The following is a 16,399-nucleotide window of genomic DNA, read 5'->3' on the forward strand; positions in this document are numbered from 1 at the left end:
GCCGTGTCTGCGAGTCCGCGCGGAAGGATGAGATGGGCGTCCAGGGTCTCGTCGTACGACGTAATGATCCGAGGGGTGTTCCACGTGGACTGGCGGCGGCGCTGTCGTGCCTAGAACTCCGGGTTGTACGTCGAGGCGGCGTGCTTGAGGGCGGCATACAGGGCGGGGCTCAGCTCTGCGGCTGGGATGCTGACGCCGCCGGAAAGGCGGACGTGCACGATCGGAGCCGACCGCGGTTGCGTCTGTGTTGACTGAGCGGGGTGAGTTCGGGTGACGCGGGGTCCGAGTTGGGGTTCGTGCAGGCGCGCTGCGAGCTTGTCGACCTGATCAGGTGTGAGACGGTCGAGCGTTGACAGGTACTCCCACTGGTCCACGCACGGTTCGAGGGTCGCAAGGTCCAGGAAGACCGTCGCGCCGAGCTGGCGCGAACGGCCGTGCAGTGGCGCCGCTATGAGGTTGCCCGGACCACGGCCAGGGAGGACGTCCTGAGATGGAAAGAGCCTGTCGTAGCAACTCAGGTCCATCCGGCCCCGGATGGCGATCGCCTCACGCACGAGTGCCGTGCCCAGCTTGCGGGCCGCGGCCGCGCCGACCGGGCCGGTGAAGAAGATCCACACATGGGCGCCGACGCCGGACCGAGAGATCTCAAGGGCGGCGGGCGCGTTGACCGCTCGGGCTGCTTTGAGATAGGCAAGCGCGTCCAACATAGCGGCTGTACCGTCGAAATCGGCTGCCAACCAACACGTTTGGTTTCCAGCGAGCATTGGGTAGAGCCCTATGTGGATCTTCCCACTCAGGTGCGCGGCCAGCACCTCCGGCGTCAGGGGCAGATATCGAGGAGCTTCGGACGTGCGCTTGCGCCAGCCGCCTTCAACAGCCGGGACCCAGCCGGACGTCCCGTGTCGCTCGTTCTCCCAGCGCACTGCGTAGACGTCGCGACGTGCGGCGAAGAGCGCCGCGTAGAAAGCGACCTTCGCCTCCGGCGGCGCGTGCGCGTCGATCGACCCGGGTGCTTGGTCGAACCAGGCGCCTTGCATGCCGCGGGTTGGCGTGAGTTCGGCATCAGTGAGCTTCAGGAGTCGGCGTAGGCGCGCGTTCTCCTGGCGGAGTGCGTCGATCTCCCGCTCGTGATCGGGCATATCTCGATTGTGCAGGTGGTCATCAATTTGCACCGATGGCGAGCGCTGGTCGAAGCGATGAGCAGGATCACGAATCGATAACGGTGGCGAAAGACGTCACGATCACCGGTTTCGGCGACACGACCTACGACGGTGGCGCCATCATCTCGCCGGTCAACGGCAACCCGATGGTCAGTCAGTTCGTTCAGCAGAATGACGGCATCACGCTGACCAGGCCCGACGGCTGACGCTGACCGACCAGCAAGGATCCACGGCGTGGCCGCTCAGTCATGGGTAGATCAGGCCGCAATCTGGATCGGCACGGCCCGACTGCGTATGACGAGGGCCCCGCGTCCCGGAACGGGGCGACCGGCCGGTCCGAGTGTCGCGCCGAGCAGGTCACCGTCGCGGCGGCCGGGCTGCAGGATGACGCCGGTCTGGTTGCGGCGCAGCTCGGCCACTGCGCCGCGGTAGGCGTTGGCCAACGTGTCGGATCGTCCACTGGCACAGACGATCCCGCCGTGCCGGCGGCCGTGCTGCAGGTAGTCGGTCAGCAGGTCGTCGACGGGGGATCCGATCAGTTCGTCGATGTCGTCCACCAGCACGGCGCCGCCGGGGTGCTGGTTGAGCCAAGCGGCGAACACGTTGGGGTCGGTCAGGTCAAGGACCTCGGTGTATGGCGGCAGGTGCGGTGCGGCGCCGTGCCCGGAGATCCAGCACACCGGCCGGTCGGCGAGTTGGTGGGCGATCGTCACGAGTGTGGTGCTGCGCCCGCTGCGCGGTGGACCGGCAACGAGGGCTGCCAGCTCGCGGAAGCTGCCAAGTGGCAGCCCGACGGGTGCGATGTCGGTGCCGCCGATGCCGAGCATCACCTGGCCGTCGGGGCTCGGCAGATCGGTGCGCCTGCACAGCTCCGGCATGGGCGCGAACCGCTGCACCCCGTTCGCGCTCATCTGCTTGCCAAGGGCCGAAATATGCTGCGCGACAACAGCTCCCGTCAGATCCGCGATCGGCGTCGCCACCTGCAACTCGAATTTGTCAGGACAGACGAGCGCGCGACCCGCTGGCATCGACTCGGGGAAGTCCGTCTCACGCATCCCGAGCAGGACCGCGTCACCGGTATCGGCCAGGCGCAGCACCAGCTTGCATGGGAAACTGCTGACCACCCGGCCGGTCGCCAGGGTGCGTCCGCCGGTGGCGGCGGCATACAACCCGACGGCGGAGCCGTCTCGCAGCAGCTGCAGCAGCTCGTCAGTGAGCCGTCCCAGCGTGGTCTCCTCGCTGATCTCGGTCAGGGTCTCCCAGCCGTCGATGAGCAGCAGGATGCGTGGCAGCGTGCCGCCGGACCGCAGGTGCTCCGAAAATCCACTGACTTCGTCGCGCGCGAATTGCTGTTGGCGAGAGCGTATTTCGCCGCTCAACCACTGGATCAGTTGGTTGATCCGGCCGGCATCGTCGCGTTCGATGACCGCGCCGACCTGTGGCAGCGCGCTCAGTGCGCCGAGGTTCGACCCGGTGTCGACCACATAGATGGCCAAACCCGCGTTCGGCCAGCGTTGCGCGGCGGCGACTGCGATGGTCCGCAGCAGGAACGTCCGGCCGCTGCGCGGTCCACCGACGATGGCCAGATGCCCGTCGGACTCCAGATCCCAGGCGATCGGTCGGGTCAGCTGTTCCTGCGGAACATCCATCAGCCCGAACGGAATTGCCTCCTGTCCGGACCGCTGGCCGCTGATCCCGTATGGCGCCCCGTGCAGCTCGTCGGTGGTCACTGCCGCCGGCAAGGGCGGCAACCAGGGCGACTCAGGGACCGTGATCGCCAGCTTGTCGGTGGCGCCGGCGATCGCCGCGACAACCCGGCGCAGGTCGGTCGGCCCCTCGGACTCCATCAAGGCGGTCCGTCGAATCGGCACACCACCACCGGTGTCGGCGACCGACACCTCGATGGCAGCACCGTCGCCCGAGCTGCACCCGCCGATCCGCGCGGTCTGGAACGTGACCGGCCGTCCACCACCGGTGCGCACGATCGCCCGCCCGGGCAACGCTGCCGGGATCTGCGACGCGTCAGCGGCATCGATCACGTCCTGCGAGTCTGCGCCGTCGCGCACTCGTAGCGCGATCCGCAGGTTGACATTGGCCCGTATATCGGCCGACACAACACCTGCCGGTCGCTGCGTCGCCAGCACCAGATGTATGCCGAGCGAACGACCCACGGCGGCGAGCCGGACCAGCCCGGAGATGAAATCGGGCATCTCCTCAGCCAGGACCCGGAATTCATCAATCACCAGAACCAGTCGAGGCAGCGGTGAGACATCCGAAATGCGTTGGTAATCCTCGATGTCCTTGGCGCCGACCGCGCCGAGGATCTGCTCGCGGCGCCGCACTTCCGCACCAAGGGAGGTGAGTGCGCGCGCGGTCAAATGGGCATCGAGATCGGTCACCAGGCCGACCGTGTGCGGGAGGCCGGCGCAGTCCTGGAAGGCGGCGCCGCCCTTGTAGTCGACAAGCACGAAGACCATTTCGTCCGGCCGGTTCGCGAGCGCCAGTGACGTTACGAGACTCTGCAGCAACTCCGACTTGCCCGCTCCGGTGGTGCCCGCGATCAGGCCGTGCGGGCCGTCGGTGGCCAGGTCGATCCGCAGCACGCCGTCTCCGCTGAGTCCCAGCGGGGCGACGGTTGACCGTGGCGCCATACGCCATTGCTCGGCGACGCTGGTGGGGTCTGTCGCGTCGCATCCGCCGGTGCGCCATACATCCAGCAGCGCAGCGCGGTCCGGGATCGAGCCGGAGTTGACGTCGGGTGTCGCGTCGCAGATGCCGGCCAGCCTGGTGGCGACGGCCCGCGTCAGGGTGAGCTTCGGCAGGTCCGGGCAACCGTCGGCGTTCACTGCCCCGGTGACCGTGACTGCGGTGCTGCTCCTGACATGGATGGATACGTCGCACTCCGCCGGTAGGTCAGCGGCGTCACCGACCGCGATCAGCGCGACGCCCGAGCGTTCGACGTCGCGCAGCAGGGCGGTCACCTCGGGCCGGTTGCCGAGCCGCGCGCAGTCGTCGAGTATGACGACCGTCGCGACCGCAGGATCGTCGTTTCGCAGCGAGACCGCGTCCTCCTTCGCGGGAAGGAGCTCGGAAAGCATTCGAGTGCAGGCGCTTTCGTCGGTCTCGAGGTCGACGATGCTGCTCGCGGAGTGTGGTGTTCCGGTCACGTGCGGCAGCGCCGCCGCCCAGGACCAGCGAGCGCGCGCCGCTGCTGTGTCGCTCACGACGACGATGCGCAGGAAGTGCGGCGACTGCCAGGTCGCCAACTGCAGCAGCAGTCCGTGCACCATTCTGGCCCGCTCGCCGACCGGGCCGCTCACCCCGACCACACGGGAGTCGTTGAGGCAGAACGTGATCGGCGCATTCGTCAGCGACAGGGTTTCGCTACTCCTGCCGCCACCCGAGACCTGCACCTTGCTCGGGATGCGGCCCGTGCCGACCCTGCAGTGTAGGTAGTCGTGGTGCGACGGTGAGCGTGACCAGAGCCGGCCGTCGCGCGCTGTCGCCGCGCGCAGGGTGTCGCTGATCGGCGGTGCGAGCCGGCGCCGGAGGCCGAGCTCGGTCTCCACTGCGGACTTCTTGTCGTCGTCCAAGCGACGCAGCTTGTCGGCATACTCCGCGCGTTGTGTCTTGGCCTTGCTCGATCCGCCCTGCCGTTCGGAGATGTGCTGGCCGATCATCATCACCGGACCGAGAAACGCAAACATGAGGAACATCACGTTGCGCATGACGACGACCATGGCGATCGCGAGGATCGCGGGCAGGACGATCACCGGCCACGGCAGTTTGTGTCGTTCAGGAGGGGTGGGCTTCGTTGGTCGTTCGAGCGTTGTTTCGAGTATTTGCAAAGGGATTCGGGGGCTCGCTGGAAGGGCACGCGACACGACTCGTCCGTGGCGACCGCGTCGTCGACGGTCAGGGAGCGCTCCAGCGCAAAGGTTGTGGACCCGGCTCGCAGCCGTTGTCCGGCGCGTAGCTCGGTCGGTGTTTCGGCGGCCAGTGATCGGCCGTCGATGTGGCTGCCGTTGGTCGATCCGGCATCGGAGACCATCGCCCGACCTTGGTCCAGCCCGACTATCAGGTGAGTGCGCGACAGGTCCGGGTCCTGCAGCGTCAGCGTGTTGGCCGGCGCCCGCCCGATCCGTTGCACCTGAACTCCCAGGGCGGTGCGCGCCCCGACCTCCGGGCCCTCGGTGACGACCAGCTCCAGGAGATGACGGGACTCGGGGGCGGTGGGCCGGGCGCTCAGCTGCGCGCCGTTGACCAGCGGCTGCCTTCCGAGTTCGGTGTCGTCGCTCATGGGTCGGTCGCCGGCATACAACTGATCGGGGATCGTGATGCCGCAGTCGTTGATCGCGTCGCGAGCGGCCGCCCACGCGGTGCCCTCCGGGACGCGCAGGCAGACGATGACGGGCTCGGGGCAGGAGCCCACCAGGTGCAGACGGATCGTGCGGCTGGAGACGTTCTGAGGTTCGGGTGACGATGCGGTCATGGGGTGATTGTTGGCCGGTCGGCGGGCGAGCTGCTGTTCCCGCGGTTCGGACTGTGGATAACGTCCACGAGACGTCCGAGTGGGACATGCTCGGAGGAGATCGATCGGCACCAGCAAATTTGCCCACACCCGTAAGTGCAGTAACACCGGGTAGCTATTCAGTGGTTGGTCAAGAAGGTATGGCGTTGGTAAATCTTTTCGCCCTAACCGACATACCTGGTCGTTTCCTGTGTTGTATATGCAAGTTCACCGGCGGACGTGAGCGCAAGTTTCAGGGGAGGTGTCCGATGGATGGCGCAGATGTCATCGAAGACGAGATCCGCGAGCTGATCCGTCGGCAGCGGCTTGACCCTGCTCGTGACCAGCAGGTCCTGCACGGACTCGTGCGCGACGCGGTGCAGGACTACGAGGAGCGCAGCCTCCACGGCGGGATGGTGCCCCTCGGCGACCGCGAGAAGGCCACCCAGCGAGTTCTCGATGCGGTTCTCGGCTACGGGCCGCTGCAGCCCTATCTGGACGATCCGACGATCGAGGAGATCTGGATCAACGAGCCGGAGCGAGTCTTCGTGGCGCGGCACGGCGTCTCGGAGCTGACGCCGACGATCCTGACCTCCGAGCAGGTGCGCACGCTAGTGGAGCGGATGCTCAAGCCAAGCGGCCGGCGCATCGACCTCTCGTCACCGTTCGTCGACGCCTCTTTGCCGGACGGGAGCCGCCTGCACGTGGCCATCCCGGACATCACCCGCAGCCACTGGCTGATCAACATCCGCAAGTTCGTGGCACGCGCCCGTCACCTGGACGATCTGGTGCGGCTCGGCACGATCACGACGCCCGCAGCTCGCTTCCTGAGCGCGGCCGTCGCGTCAGGGCTCAACATCTTGGTTTCCGGCGGCACCCAGGCCGGCAAGACCACCACGCTCAACTGCTTGGCGAGCGCCATACCGTCGATGGAGCGAGTGGTCTCCTGCGAAGAAGTCTTCGAGTTGCAGCTGAGCCTGCGCGACTGGGCTGCGTTGCAGTGTCGCCAGCCGAGCTTGGAGGGCACCGGTGAGATCCCGTTGCGCCGGCTGGTCAAGGAAGCGTTGCGGATGCGTCCGTCGCGGATCGTCGTCGGTGAGGTCCGCCAGGAGGAGAGCCTCGACCTGCTCATCGCACTCAACTCCGGACTGCCGGGTATGGCGACGTTGCACGCCAACTCCGCTCGCGAGGCGATCGTCAAGATGTGCACGCTGCCGTTGCTGGCAGGCCCGAACGTCAGCTCGACCTTCGTCGTGCCGACGGTTGCCGCGTCGATCGACCTGGTGGTCCAGATCGCCCTGGACCGGGACGGCACGCGCCGAGTGCGCGAGATCGTCGCGGTCCCAGGCCGGGTTGAGGGAGACGTCGTCGAACTCGCAGACATCTTCGTGCAGCGCGATGGTCGGCTGGTGCGGGGGAGCGGCTTCCCTACGCACGAGGAGCAGTTCCACCGGGCCGGGTATGACGTCGCCGAGTTGCTGGCGGACCGATGAGTGAGCGGCCGATTCGATGAACACCGTTCTGCCGCTCATGTTCGGCGCGGGGTTGTTGTGCATCTGGTGGTCGTTCTGGCCGCGAGACGAGAGGCCCGCGAAACGGTCGCGCACCACCCTGCGCGACCAGCTCGAGGATGAGGTCGTGCAGTCCGCCATCAACGGACTCACGCTCAACCGCTTGCTCTGGATGTCCGGCGCGCTCGGTGCAGTGGTCTTGATGATCGTGATGGCTGCGACCGCGGTGCCCGCGATCGCGGTGGCGTTCGCAGCGATTGCGACATACGGCCCGATCGCAGTGGTGCGCGGCAAGGCACGCCGCCGGCGCAGCCAGTTGCGCGACTTGTGGCCCGACGTAGTCGACCACATCGCGTCCGCAGTGCGGGCCGGCCTGGCGTTGCCGGAGTCATTGTCGCAGTTGGCGATTCGCGGTCCGGAAGAGCTACGCCCGGCCTTCGCCGACTTCGCACACGACTACCGCGCGACGGGACGGTTCCACGAGTGCCTCGATGCGTTGAAGGCACGGCTGAGTGACCCGGTCGCGGACCGGTTGGTGGAGTCGTTGCGGATCGCCCGCGAGGTCGGTGGCACCGACTTGGGCAAGCTGCTGCGCACCCTGTCGACCTTCCTGCGCGAGGACGCACGCACTCGCGCCGAGCTCGAAGCGCGTCAGTCGTGGACGGTCAACGCTGCCCGGCTTGCTGTTGCTGCTCCGTGGATCGTGTTGGCAATGCTGGCAACTCGTGGGGATTCGCTCGCGGCATACCGCCAGCCGAGCGGAGTGGTCGTACTGATCATCGGCACCGCCGTCACCTTCGTCGCCTACCGCGTCATGCGCCGCATCGGACGACTCCCGGTCGAAGCACGGGTGCTGCGGTGATCGCCACTTATGCCTGGTTCGGCGCCTTGCTCGGGCTGGTCGCCGGCGTCGGGATGCTGCTGATGTATGTCGGACTACCGATGCACCGCAAGCCGGACCTGACCTCCCGGATCGAGCCATATGTCAGCGACGCTCCGATGCCGTCGCGTCTGCTGTCGACGCCGACCGACCGGTTGGACGTCAACCAGGTCCTCGCACCGTTGCTGCGGCGACTGGGTGGTTTCGTCGACCATGTCCTGGGCGGTGCGACTTCGGTTCGCGTCCGCCTTGAGCGGGCCGGGCAGCCGCCGGACCTCGAGGGTTTCCGTGCGCAGCAGGCACTGTGGGGGATCGTCGCCATGGTGGTCGGCGGCTGCTATGTGTCGCTGACCTTCGTCGGCGGTGGCGGTTCGCCGGTGCGGGCGATCGTGATCCTGCTGATCGCGTTCGCGGCCGGTGTCGTCGCCCGTGACCAGATGCTGACCCGTGCGGCGGAGCGGCGGGAGCAACAGATCCTTGCCGAATTCCCTGCCGTTGCAGAGATGCTCGCGCTTGCGGTCACGGCCGGAGAGGGTGCCGCCGCAGCCTTGGAACGCGTCGCGAACCTCTCGTCCGGTGAGCTGTCCGGCGAGCTCGCCCGCTGTCTGGTCGACGCTCGGTCCGGCTCGTCATTGCCGCAAGCGCTGCAGGGACTTGCCGACCGCTCGGGTGTGCCGAGCCTGGCGCGGTTCGTGGATGGCGTCGTGATTGCGGTGGAGCGCGGGACGCCGCTGGCTGATGTCATGCGGGCACAGGCACAGGACGCCCGCGATTCCAGCAAGCAACAACTCATCGAGCTCGGCGGTCGCCGGGAGCTGATGATGATGGTCCCAGTCGTCTTTCTTGTCCTGCCGGTCACCATCCTCTTCGCGATCTTCCCCGGCCTCGGGCTCCTCAACATGTCCATTTGACCCGTCACACAACACATTTCATCCTCAGGAGGAAACATGACCGTCATCGCGAAACTGCAGGTGCGGACTGTTCGAGCAGTGCAGGCGCTGCAGGAACGGATCGACGATGCCGACAACCGCGAGCGTGGCGATGTGCCGGGTTGGGTGCTGATCACGATCATGACTGCCGGTCTGGTCACCGTGCTGTGGGCCACCGCGCAGGATGCGCTCACGACGCTGTTCAGCAGTGCGGTCAACGGCGTCACCGGAAAGAAGTAGGGCGTGCGGGCACACCGCCCGCGCGACGTTCGGCACCACCTGTTGGGCGACGAAAGCGGTTCAGCCACAGCTGAATTCGCACTCGTCGGCGCGCTCGTGGTGATCTTCTTCCTCGCGGCGTTTCAAGTCGGATTCTCGCTCTACGTGCGCAACACGTTGATCGAGAACGCCGCCGAAGGCGCACGCTACGGAGCCCGCGCCGATGCGACACCGGCCATGGGCGCCCAGCGCGCAGCCGAGCTGATCCGCGCGAGTCTCGCCGACAAATACGCGTCCAACGTCTCGGCCACCACCGAGATCGAGGGCGGCGCGCAGGTCGTCAAGGTCACCGTGCGTGCGCCGCTACCGATCGTCGGACCCTTCGGCCCGTCGCAGTCGCTGACCGTGTCCGGACGTGCCTATGCGGAGGCGCAATGAGGTTTGCGGCATGAAAGGCCTGCGGCAGACAGCGCTGGCCCGGCGGTTGCGGCAGCGACTGAACGCCGCCGACGACCAGGGGAGCGCGCTGATCGAGTTCATCGTGATCGGCTTGTTGTTGACGTTGCCAGTCTTCTACCTCGTCATCACACTGGCCAGGCTGCAGGCCGGAACGTATGCCGTCGCGGCCGCCGCACGTGAGTCGTCCCGGATGTTCGTGACCGCTCCCACCGATGCCTCCGGGCAGGCCCGATCGCAGGCTGCGGCATCGATGGCATTCGCGGACCAGGGTTTCCCCGGAGAGGGCTCCGTTCAGATGAGCTGCAGCAAGCAGCCATGCCTGAGTCCGGACTCGGTCATCCGGGGCGTCTCCGATCTGGACGTCGAGTTGCCGTTGATCCCGGACTTCCTGCGCGGCGTCGTGCCATCGAGCATCCACCTGCACTCCCGGCACGTCGAAGTCGTCGACCACTACCGAGCGCGGCGATGAGAGTGCTGCGGCGTCTGCGGTCGCGCTTGCCACGCCGCGGTGACGAGCAGGGCCGGGTGGTCCTGCTGATCGCCGGGTTGTTCGGCATCCTTGCGGTGCTGATCGTCGGCGGCGTCAACGTCACCGCCATACAACTCGCGCGGATGCAGGTGATTGACGCGGCCGATGCGGCTGCGGCGAACGCCGCGGACGCGGTCGACGAGAGCAGCCTCTACAAGGGTGGTGTCGGCTCCGAGCTGGCGCTCTCGGATCAGTCAGTCCAGCGGTCGGCCGGTGCGACGCTGGCTCGCGAGGACGTCCCGGCGCACGTCATGGGCTGGCGGGTCTCCGACGGCACCGGAGCACAGGACTCACGCACCGCGGTCGTGCGCGTCTCGGCCGTGGTGCATCCGCCGGTGCTCGGCGGCATCATGTCGGGCATATTCGGTGACGTCCACATCACCGTGCAGTCGCGCGCCCGCGCTCACGTCGACTGACGGAAAGCCCACGGCGCGGCTGCCACGTCGTCGTAGCCTGTCGATCGTGGCAGACCAGTGGCTGACGCCGACGCCGGTGCGACGCGTTGAGGTGCGGCCGGACGCGCCGATCGAGCCGGGTTGGCTGACCGAGCTCGCGCCGGTGCGGCAGCTCCTTCGGGACGGCCTTGAGCTGAGTCAGGCGACGGTGCTCGTCGGTGAGAACGGCACCGGCAAGTCGACTCTCGTCGAGGCGATCGCCATGGCCTTCGGGATGAATGGCGAGGGCGGCTCGACCGGCGCCATGCACACGACCTGGCGCAGCGAGTCGCCGCTACACGACTGGCTCCGCCTCGTCCGTGGTGCCGGCGCGTCACGCTGGGGATATTTCGTGCGCGCGGAGACGACACATGGGCTTTTCACCTTCCTGGACAGCACCCGTCGGGAGAGTCACACCAAAGACCCGGAGTTTCATCGGCTCAGTCACGGGGAGGCATTCCGCACGCTCTTCGAGACGGGCCGGTTCCGCGGGGACGGCTTCTACGTGCTCGACGAACCCGAGGCGGGGCTGTCGTTCACGGCTCAGCTGCGGCTGGTGGGTCAGCTGATGGAGATGCTGCGCGAAGACGGCGTGCAGGTCCTCATCGCGACACACTCGCCCGTCATCGCGAGTCTTCCCGGCGCGACACTGCTGGAACTGGACGACGAGGGCTATCACCCACGTTCGTGGAGCGACCTCGAGCTGGTCATGCACTACCGCAACTTCTGCGATGCGCCGCAGCGGTATCTGCGACACCTGGAGTGAGGTTTCGTCATACGGCGGCACGGTGCGTTGGCGCCACGCGATTGCCGACGCCGTACGCTCTTGGGTTGTGGCTACTGACTTTCCCGCCGAGATCAAGGCATTGCGCACCACCATGGGCACCGTCCGTGAGGTGACGGACCTCGACACCCTGCGCACCCAGATCGCGGACCTGGAGCAGCAGTCCGGCGCCCCCGACCTGTGGGACGACCCGGAGCACGCCCAGCAGGTGACCAGCAAGCTGTCGCGCGCCAACCACGAGCTCGAGCGCGTGGAGACCATGGACAGCCGCATCGACGACCTCGAAGTCCTCGTCGAGATGGCGCAGGAAGAAGACGACGCCGACACGCTCGCCGAGGCCGAGAAGGAACTCCGCGGCCTGCACAAAGCGGTCGGTGAACTCGAGGTCCGCACCTTGCTGGCCGGCGAATATGACAAGCGCGAAGCGGTCGTCACCATCCGCGCCGGAGCCGGTGGCGTTGACGCCGCCGATTTCGCCGAGATGCTGATGCGTATGTACCTGCGCTGGGCCGAGCGGCACGGCTACCCGACCAAGGTCATGGACACCTCGTATGCCGAGGAGGCCGGCCTGAAGTCCGCGACCTTCGAGGTCAACGTGCCCTACGCCTACGGCAACCTCTCGGTCGAGGCCGGCACCCACCGCCTCGTCCGGATCAGCCCCTTCGACAACCAGGGTCGCCGGCAGACGTCGTTCGCCGCGGTCGAAGTCGTGCCGCTGATCGAGCAGACCGACTCCATCGAGATCCCCGAGAACGAGCTGAAGATCGACGTCTTCCGCTCCTCCGGGCCCGGCGGGCAGAGCGTCAACACCACCGACTCCGCCGTCCGTATGACGCACCTCCCCACCGGCACCGTCGTGTCGATGCAGAACGAGAAGTCGCAGATCCAGAACCGCGCCGCCGCGCTGCGGGTCATGCAGTCCCGGCTACTGCTGATCCGCCAGCAGCAGGAAGCCGCGGAGAAGAAGGAACTGGCCGGCGACATCAAGGCCAGCTGGGGCGACCAGATGCGCTCCTACGTGCTGCACCCCTACCAAATGGTCAAGGACCTGCGCACCGAGCACGAGGTCGGCAAGACCGATGCGGTCTTCGACGGCGACATCGACGACTTCATGGAGGCCGGCATCCGCTGGAAGCGCGGCCAGGAGAAGGCCAACGCCGGAGCCTGACCGGCTCGGCATACCGAACCTTGTGACTCCTGAGGATTTTGTGACTTCCGGGCGCGCCTGACCCATCGGCGGCGGCCCCCGGCATACCTTGTTGCGGCCAGTGTGACTTGACCGACCTGACCCCCGAAAAGGCTTACCGTCCCACATGATTCGATTCGAGCACGTCACCAAGCGGTATGCCGCGCGCGGCTCGGCCGCTCTCGACGACGTGAGCCTCGACATCGATCGGGGTGAATTCGTCTTCGTCGTCGGTGCGTCCGGCTCGGGCAAGTCGACCCTGATGCGACTGGTCACTCGGGAGATCACCCCGACGTCGGGCTCGGTTCTGGTCGCCGGACGTGACCTGGTCCCGATGCCGGAGCGCAAGGTCCCGGCGTTGCGACGCGACATCGGCGTCGTCTTCCAGGACTTTCGACTGCTGGAGGGCAAGACCGTCTATCAGAACGTCGCCTTCGTGCTCCGGGTCCTGGGCAGCAAGCGCCACCAGATCAAGCAACTGGTCCCCGAGACCCTCGACCTCGTCGGCCTGGATGGTATGGCGGGCCGGCTTCCCCACGAGCTGTCCGGTGGCGAGCAACAGCGCGTCGCGATCGCGCGCGCCGTGGTGAAGAAGCCACCGATCCTGCTGGCCGACGAGCCGACCGGCAACCTCGACCCGGAGACGAGCACCGAGATCGTCAGTGTGCTCGACCGCATCAACAAGACTGGGACGACCGTCGTCATGGCAACGCACGACCAGGGCATCGTCGATGTCTTCAAGAAGCGGGTGCTGGAGTTGAAGGACGGCGCACTCGTGCGCGACGAAGCCCGCGGCGGCTACGTCTCGCAGGCTTCCCCGAGCGGGACGAGGGCTGATCCGATGCGTTTGACATTCCTGCTCGGCGAGGTCGGCAACGGCATCCGTCGCAACGCCTCGATGATCGTCTCGGTCGTGCTGGTGTCGATGGTTTCGCTCTTCTTCCTCGGTGCCGGCCTGCTCGCCCAGCGCGAGGTCACCGTCGCCAAGGGCTTCTGGTACGACAAGGTCCAGGTCTCGATCTTCTTCTGCACGCCGCAGTCGACGCAGGCCGAGTCCTGTGCCGACGGGGCCGCGACGCAGGCCCAGAAGGAGCAGGTCAAGAGCCAGCTGGACGGCATGAAGCCGCTGGTGCAGCACGTCTACTACGAGAGTGCGCAACAGGCGTACGACCGCTTCAAGCAGCAGTTCAAGCACAGCCCCTACATGTCGGACATCAGCGCCGACTCGATGCCCTCGTCATACCGGGTGAAGCTGTCGGACCCCAACAAGTACAACGAGGTCGTGGCGTCGTTCGGCGGACAACCCGGCGTCGAAGCGGTCAGTGACCAGAGCAACGTGCTCGGCACCTTCTTCAAGTTGCTGAAGGTGATCAGCGTCGGCGCGGTCGCTCTCGCGGTCGTGATGGTCATCTGCGCAATCTTGTTGATCACCACCACGATTCGTCAGGTCGCCTATACGCGGCGACGGCAGGTCAGCATCATGCGGCTGGTCGGTGCGTCGTCAACGGTGATCTATCTGCCGTTCGTCCTGGAGATCCTGCTGGCGACGCTCGTCGGCGCGGGTCTCGCGGTCGGACTCCTTTGGGCCCTGGTGCATTACGGCGTCGAGGGCTTGTTCAACAGCAGCGGATCGTCAAGCGGTGAGCTGGTCAGCATGATCGGCACCGGGGATGTATGGGAGTTCGCTCCCTGGCTGTTCGCCGGCGCGATCGTGATCGCGTTGGCCACTGCATGGATCACCTTGCGTCGTTATCTGAGGGTCTGAGGAGTCGGGTATGTCGTCGTACAACCGCAATTCACTCCGCCGCGGGCGGCTCGTCGCCGGGGCGTGCGCGCTCGCCGTGATGTCCACCGTGATCGCCGCGCCGGCCTCGGCCGATGTCAACGACCAGAAGAAGAAGGCCGACGGCAAGGTCGCTGCGACACAGCAAAACCTGGACGACACGTCGGCCGCCCTCGTCAAGGTCAACAACGCGCTGGTGCAGACCGACAAGAAGGTCGCCGGCGCCCAGCAGAAGCTGAAGTCCGCCAACACCACGCTGACCAAGGCCAACAACCACCTGCAGGACATGCGCTCGGAGCTGGCGATCGCCAAGGCGGACGAGAGCAAGAACCAGAGCGCGCTGGCGACCAACAAGGTCCAACAAGCCAAGTCCAAGGTGCTCGTCGGCGGAATCGCCCGACAGAGCTACATGTCCGGCGGCTTGGGCAACCTGCAACTGACCCTCAACGTCCTGACCAGTCGCGGTGACGTCACCTCCCAGCTGTCGGTCGCGGACATGGTGATGCGGCAACAGGGCGGAGTGCTCAGCACGCTGGCCAGTGAACAGGCCAATGGCACGGCGGCGGGCGACCGACTCAGCGCCGCCCGGCGGCGCATCGCGACCCTGACCATCAAGGCGACCAATGCGCAGACCTCGGCGAAAACGGCGCAGACCTCGGCCACCAATGCACGCAATTCGTTGGTGTCACTGCAGAAGAAGCAAACCAACCAGCGCAACACGCTGAAGAAGCAGAAGAAGATCGAGCTGGCCAACCTCGCCATACAGAAGAAGGAGTCCAACCGGCTGGCCGCCATCATCCGCAAGCGCAACATCGCTGCGGCCAAGGCCGCGAAACGTGCGCGGGAGACGGCGACCCGCCAGGCAACACCACCGGTCGCGCGGTCGAGCGGAGCTGGCGCCGCGCGGGGCGGCGGGGTCCTCGCCGCCCCGGGCGCCATCGGATCGATCGTGTCCGGTTTCGGGATGCGGGTGAACCCGGTCCTGCACATCAGCATGCTGCATGCCGGCGACGACTTCCCGTACCCCTGCGGCACTCCGGTGCACGCCGCACGCGCTGGCACCGTCGCCAGCACCGGCTGGGACAGCGCAGGCGGCAACTTCGTGCTGATCGACCACGGCTACATCGGCGGTGCCAACATCGCCAGCTACTACGCACACTTCGAGCGCGCAGCCGTCGTGCGCACCGGCCAGCACGTGAGCAAGGGCCAGTTGATCGGGTACTCAGGCTCAACCGGCCGGTCCACCGGGTGTCACATGCACTTCGGTGTGATGGCCAACGGCCGCTGGGTCAACCCCATCCCGTACATCAGCTGAAACCCGGTTGCCCTCGCTCCGTAGACTGTTGGGATGAAGTTGATGGCGAACAAGCACAGGGCGCTTGAGCTGCGGTCGCGCAGGCAGCTTGCTGCCCTGCGCGGGACCGCAGAATAAGCTCCATGGCCAAGAAAGCGAAGAAGTCCGCGAAGGACGAGCCGGCCAAGAAGGTCGTAGCCTCCAACCGCAGGGCGCGGCACGACTATCTGATCGAGGACACCATCGAAGCCGGCCTCGTACTGACCGGCACCGAAGTGAAAAGCCTGCGCATGGGGCGCGCGTCGCTCATCGACGGGTATGCCGACGAGCGCCACGGCGAACTGTGGCTGGAAAACGTGCACATCCCCGAATACATCAATGGCAACTGGACCAATCACTCCACCAAGCGGCGTCGCAAGTTGCTGATGCACCGGCATGAGATCAACAAGCTGATCGGCAAGAGCGCCGAGGCCGGGCACACGCTGATCCCGCTGTCGCTCTACTTCCTGGACGGCCGGGTCAAGGTCGAGATCGCGCTTGCCAAGGGCAAGCGGCAGTACGACAAGCGCCAGACGTTGCGCGAGCGGCAGGACAATCGTGAGGCCGAGCGCGCCATGTCACGTGCAGTGCGCCAGGCTCACAGTCAGGCACGCTGACCGCTGCGCGCCGGCTCAGGAGGTCTCCTTTATGAGGCGATTCACAGTCGAGCGGCTTACGATCG

At 66.6% G+C, this 16,399-nt stretch carries 16 protein-coding genes; 13 read left to right on the forward strand and 3 right to left on the reverse strand.

Annotated features, from left to right (window positions below; translation table 11 throughout):
* Positions 1-110 precede the first annotated feature (110 nt).
* Positions 111-1,139: a TOTE conflict system archaeo-eukaryotic primase domain-containing protein gene (locus ACFQDH_RS10185; RefSeq protein WP_382400923.1), complete on the reverse strand. Its 1,029-nt coding sequence runs from the start codon at positions 1,137-1,139 to the stop codon at positions 111-113.
* Positions 1,140-1,222: 83 nt separating this feature from the next.
* Here ACFQDH_RS10185 and ACFQDH_RS10190 point away from each other — a divergent pair, with 83 nt between their 5' ends.
* Positions 1,223-1,366 (forward strand): hypothetical protein, encoded by a 144-nt coding sequence (locus tag ACFQDH_RS10190; protein ID WP_382400925.1) that lies wholly within the window; start codon positions 1,223-1,225, stop codon positions 1,364-1,366.
* Between the two features lie 51 nt (positions 1,367-1,417).
* On the opposite strand, the gene ACFQDH_RS10195 is transcribed toward ACFQDH_RS10190, so the two are convergent.
* Together ACFQDH_RS10195 and ACFQDH_RS10200 are read right to left on the reverse strand one after the other, a co-directional pair.
* Positions 1,418-4,933, reverse strand: a complete 3,516-nt coding sequence (locus ACFQDH_RS10195; protein ID WP_382400927.1) for an FtsK/SpoIIIE domain-containing protein — start codon at positions 4,931-4,933, stop codon at positions 1,418-1,420.
* A complete protein-coding gene (locus ACFQDH_RS10200; protein WP_382400929.1) occupies positions 4,930-5,652 on the reverse strand; it encodes an FHA domain-containing protein in 723 nt (240 codons plus the stop codon). Before ACFQDH_RS10200 ends, ACFQDH_RS10195 begins: the two co-directional genes overlap by 4 nt.
* 287 nt (positions 5,653-5,939) lie before the next feature.
* Here ACFQDH_RS10200 and ACFQDH_RS10205 point away from each other — a divergent pair, with 287 nt between their 5' ends.
* From ACFQDH_RS10205 to smpB, 12 genes are all read left to right on the forward strand, one after another.
* A complete protein-coding gene (locus tag ACFQDH_RS10205) occupies positions 5,940-7,163 on the forward strand; it encodes a CpaF family protein (RefSeq protein ID WP_382400931.1) in 1,224 nt (407 codons plus the stop codon).
* Between the two features lie 16 nt (positions 7,164-7,179).
* The gene (locus ACFQDH_RS10210; protein ID WP_382400933.1) at positions 7,180-8,043 is read left to right on the forward strand and encodes a type II secretion system F family protein; all 864 of its coding nucleotides are present in this window, start codon (positions 7,180-7,182) and stop codon (positions 8,041-8,043) included.
* A complete protein-coding gene (locus ACFQDH_RS10215) occupies positions 8,040-8,972 on the forward strand; it encodes a type II secretion system F family protein (protein ID WP_382400935.1) in 933 nt (310 codons plus the stop codon). Before ACFQDH_RS10210 ends, ACFQDH_RS10215 begins: the two co-directional genes overlap by 4 nt.
* Positions 8,973-9,008: 36 nt before the next feature.
* Positions 9,009-9,230, forward strand: coding sequence for a hypothetical protein (locus ACFQDH_RS10220; RefSeq protein ID WP_382400937.1), 222 nt, complete (start codon positions 9,009-9,011; stop codon positions 9,228-9,230).
* A gap of 3 nt (positions 9,231-9,233) precedes the next feature.
* The gene (locus ACFQDH_RS10225) at positions 9,234-9,647 is read left to right on the forward strand and encodes a TadE/TadG family type IV pilus assembly protein (protein ID WP_382400939.1); all 414 of its coding nucleotides are present in this window, start codon (positions 9,234-9,236) and stop codon (positions 9,645-9,647) included.
* A gap of 10 nt (positions 9,648-9,657) precedes the next feature.
* Positions 9,658-10,137, forward strand: a complete 480-nt coding sequence (locus ACFQDH_RS10230) for a pilus assembly protein (protein WP_382400941.1) — start codon at positions 9,658-9,660, stop codon at positions 10,135-10,137.
* Complete coding sequence (locus ACFQDH_RS10235) at positions 10,134-10,613, forward strand: hypothetical protein (RefSeq protein ID WP_382400943.1); 480 nt, start codon at positions 10,134-10,136, stop codon at positions 10,611-10,613. Before ACFQDH_RS10230 ends, ACFQDH_RS10235 begins: the two co-directional genes overlap by 4 nt.
* A gap of 46 nt (positions 10,614-10,659) precedes the next feature.
* A complete protein-coding gene (locus tag ACFQDH_RS10240; protein WP_382400945.1) occupies positions 10,660-11,397 on the forward strand; it encodes an AAA family ATPase in 738 nt (245 codons plus the stop codon).
* Between the two features lie 67 nt (positions 11,398-11,464).
* Positions 11,465-12,583 (forward strand): peptide chain release factor 2, encoded by a 1,119-nt coding sequence (gene prfB, locus ACFQDH_RS10245; protein ID WP_382400947.1) that lies wholly within the window; start codon positions 11,465-11,467, stop codon positions 12,581-12,583.
* A gap of 145 nt (positions 12,584-12,728) precedes the next feature.
* A complete protein-coding gene (ftsX, locus tag ACFQDH_RS10250) occupies positions 12,729-14,366 on the forward strand; it encodes a permease-like cell division protein FtsX (RefSeq protein ID WP_382400949.1) in 1,638 nt (545 codons plus the stop codon).
* A 10-nt stretch (positions 14,367-14,376) separates the two neighbouring features.
* A complete protein-coding gene (locus ACFQDH_RS10255; RefSeq protein ID WP_382400951.1) occupies positions 14,377-15,699 on the forward strand; it encodes a peptidoglycan DD-metalloendopeptidase family protein in 1,323 nt (440 codons plus the stop codon).
* Positions 15,700-15,821: 122 nt separating this feature from the next.
* The gene (smpB, locus tag ACFQDH_RS10260; protein WP_382400953.1) at positions 15,822-16,334 is read left to right on the forward strand and encodes an SsrA-binding protein SmpB; all 513 of its coding nucleotides are present in this window, start codon (positions 15,822-15,824) and stop codon (positions 16,332-16,334) included.
* Positions 16,335-16,399 lie beyond the last annotated feature (65 nt).

It is taken from the genome of Flexivirga alba (genome assembly GCF_042661025.1).
Classification (GTDB): Bacteria; Actinomycetota; Actinomycetes; order Actinomycetales; family Dermatophilaceae; genus Flexivirga; species Flexivirga alba.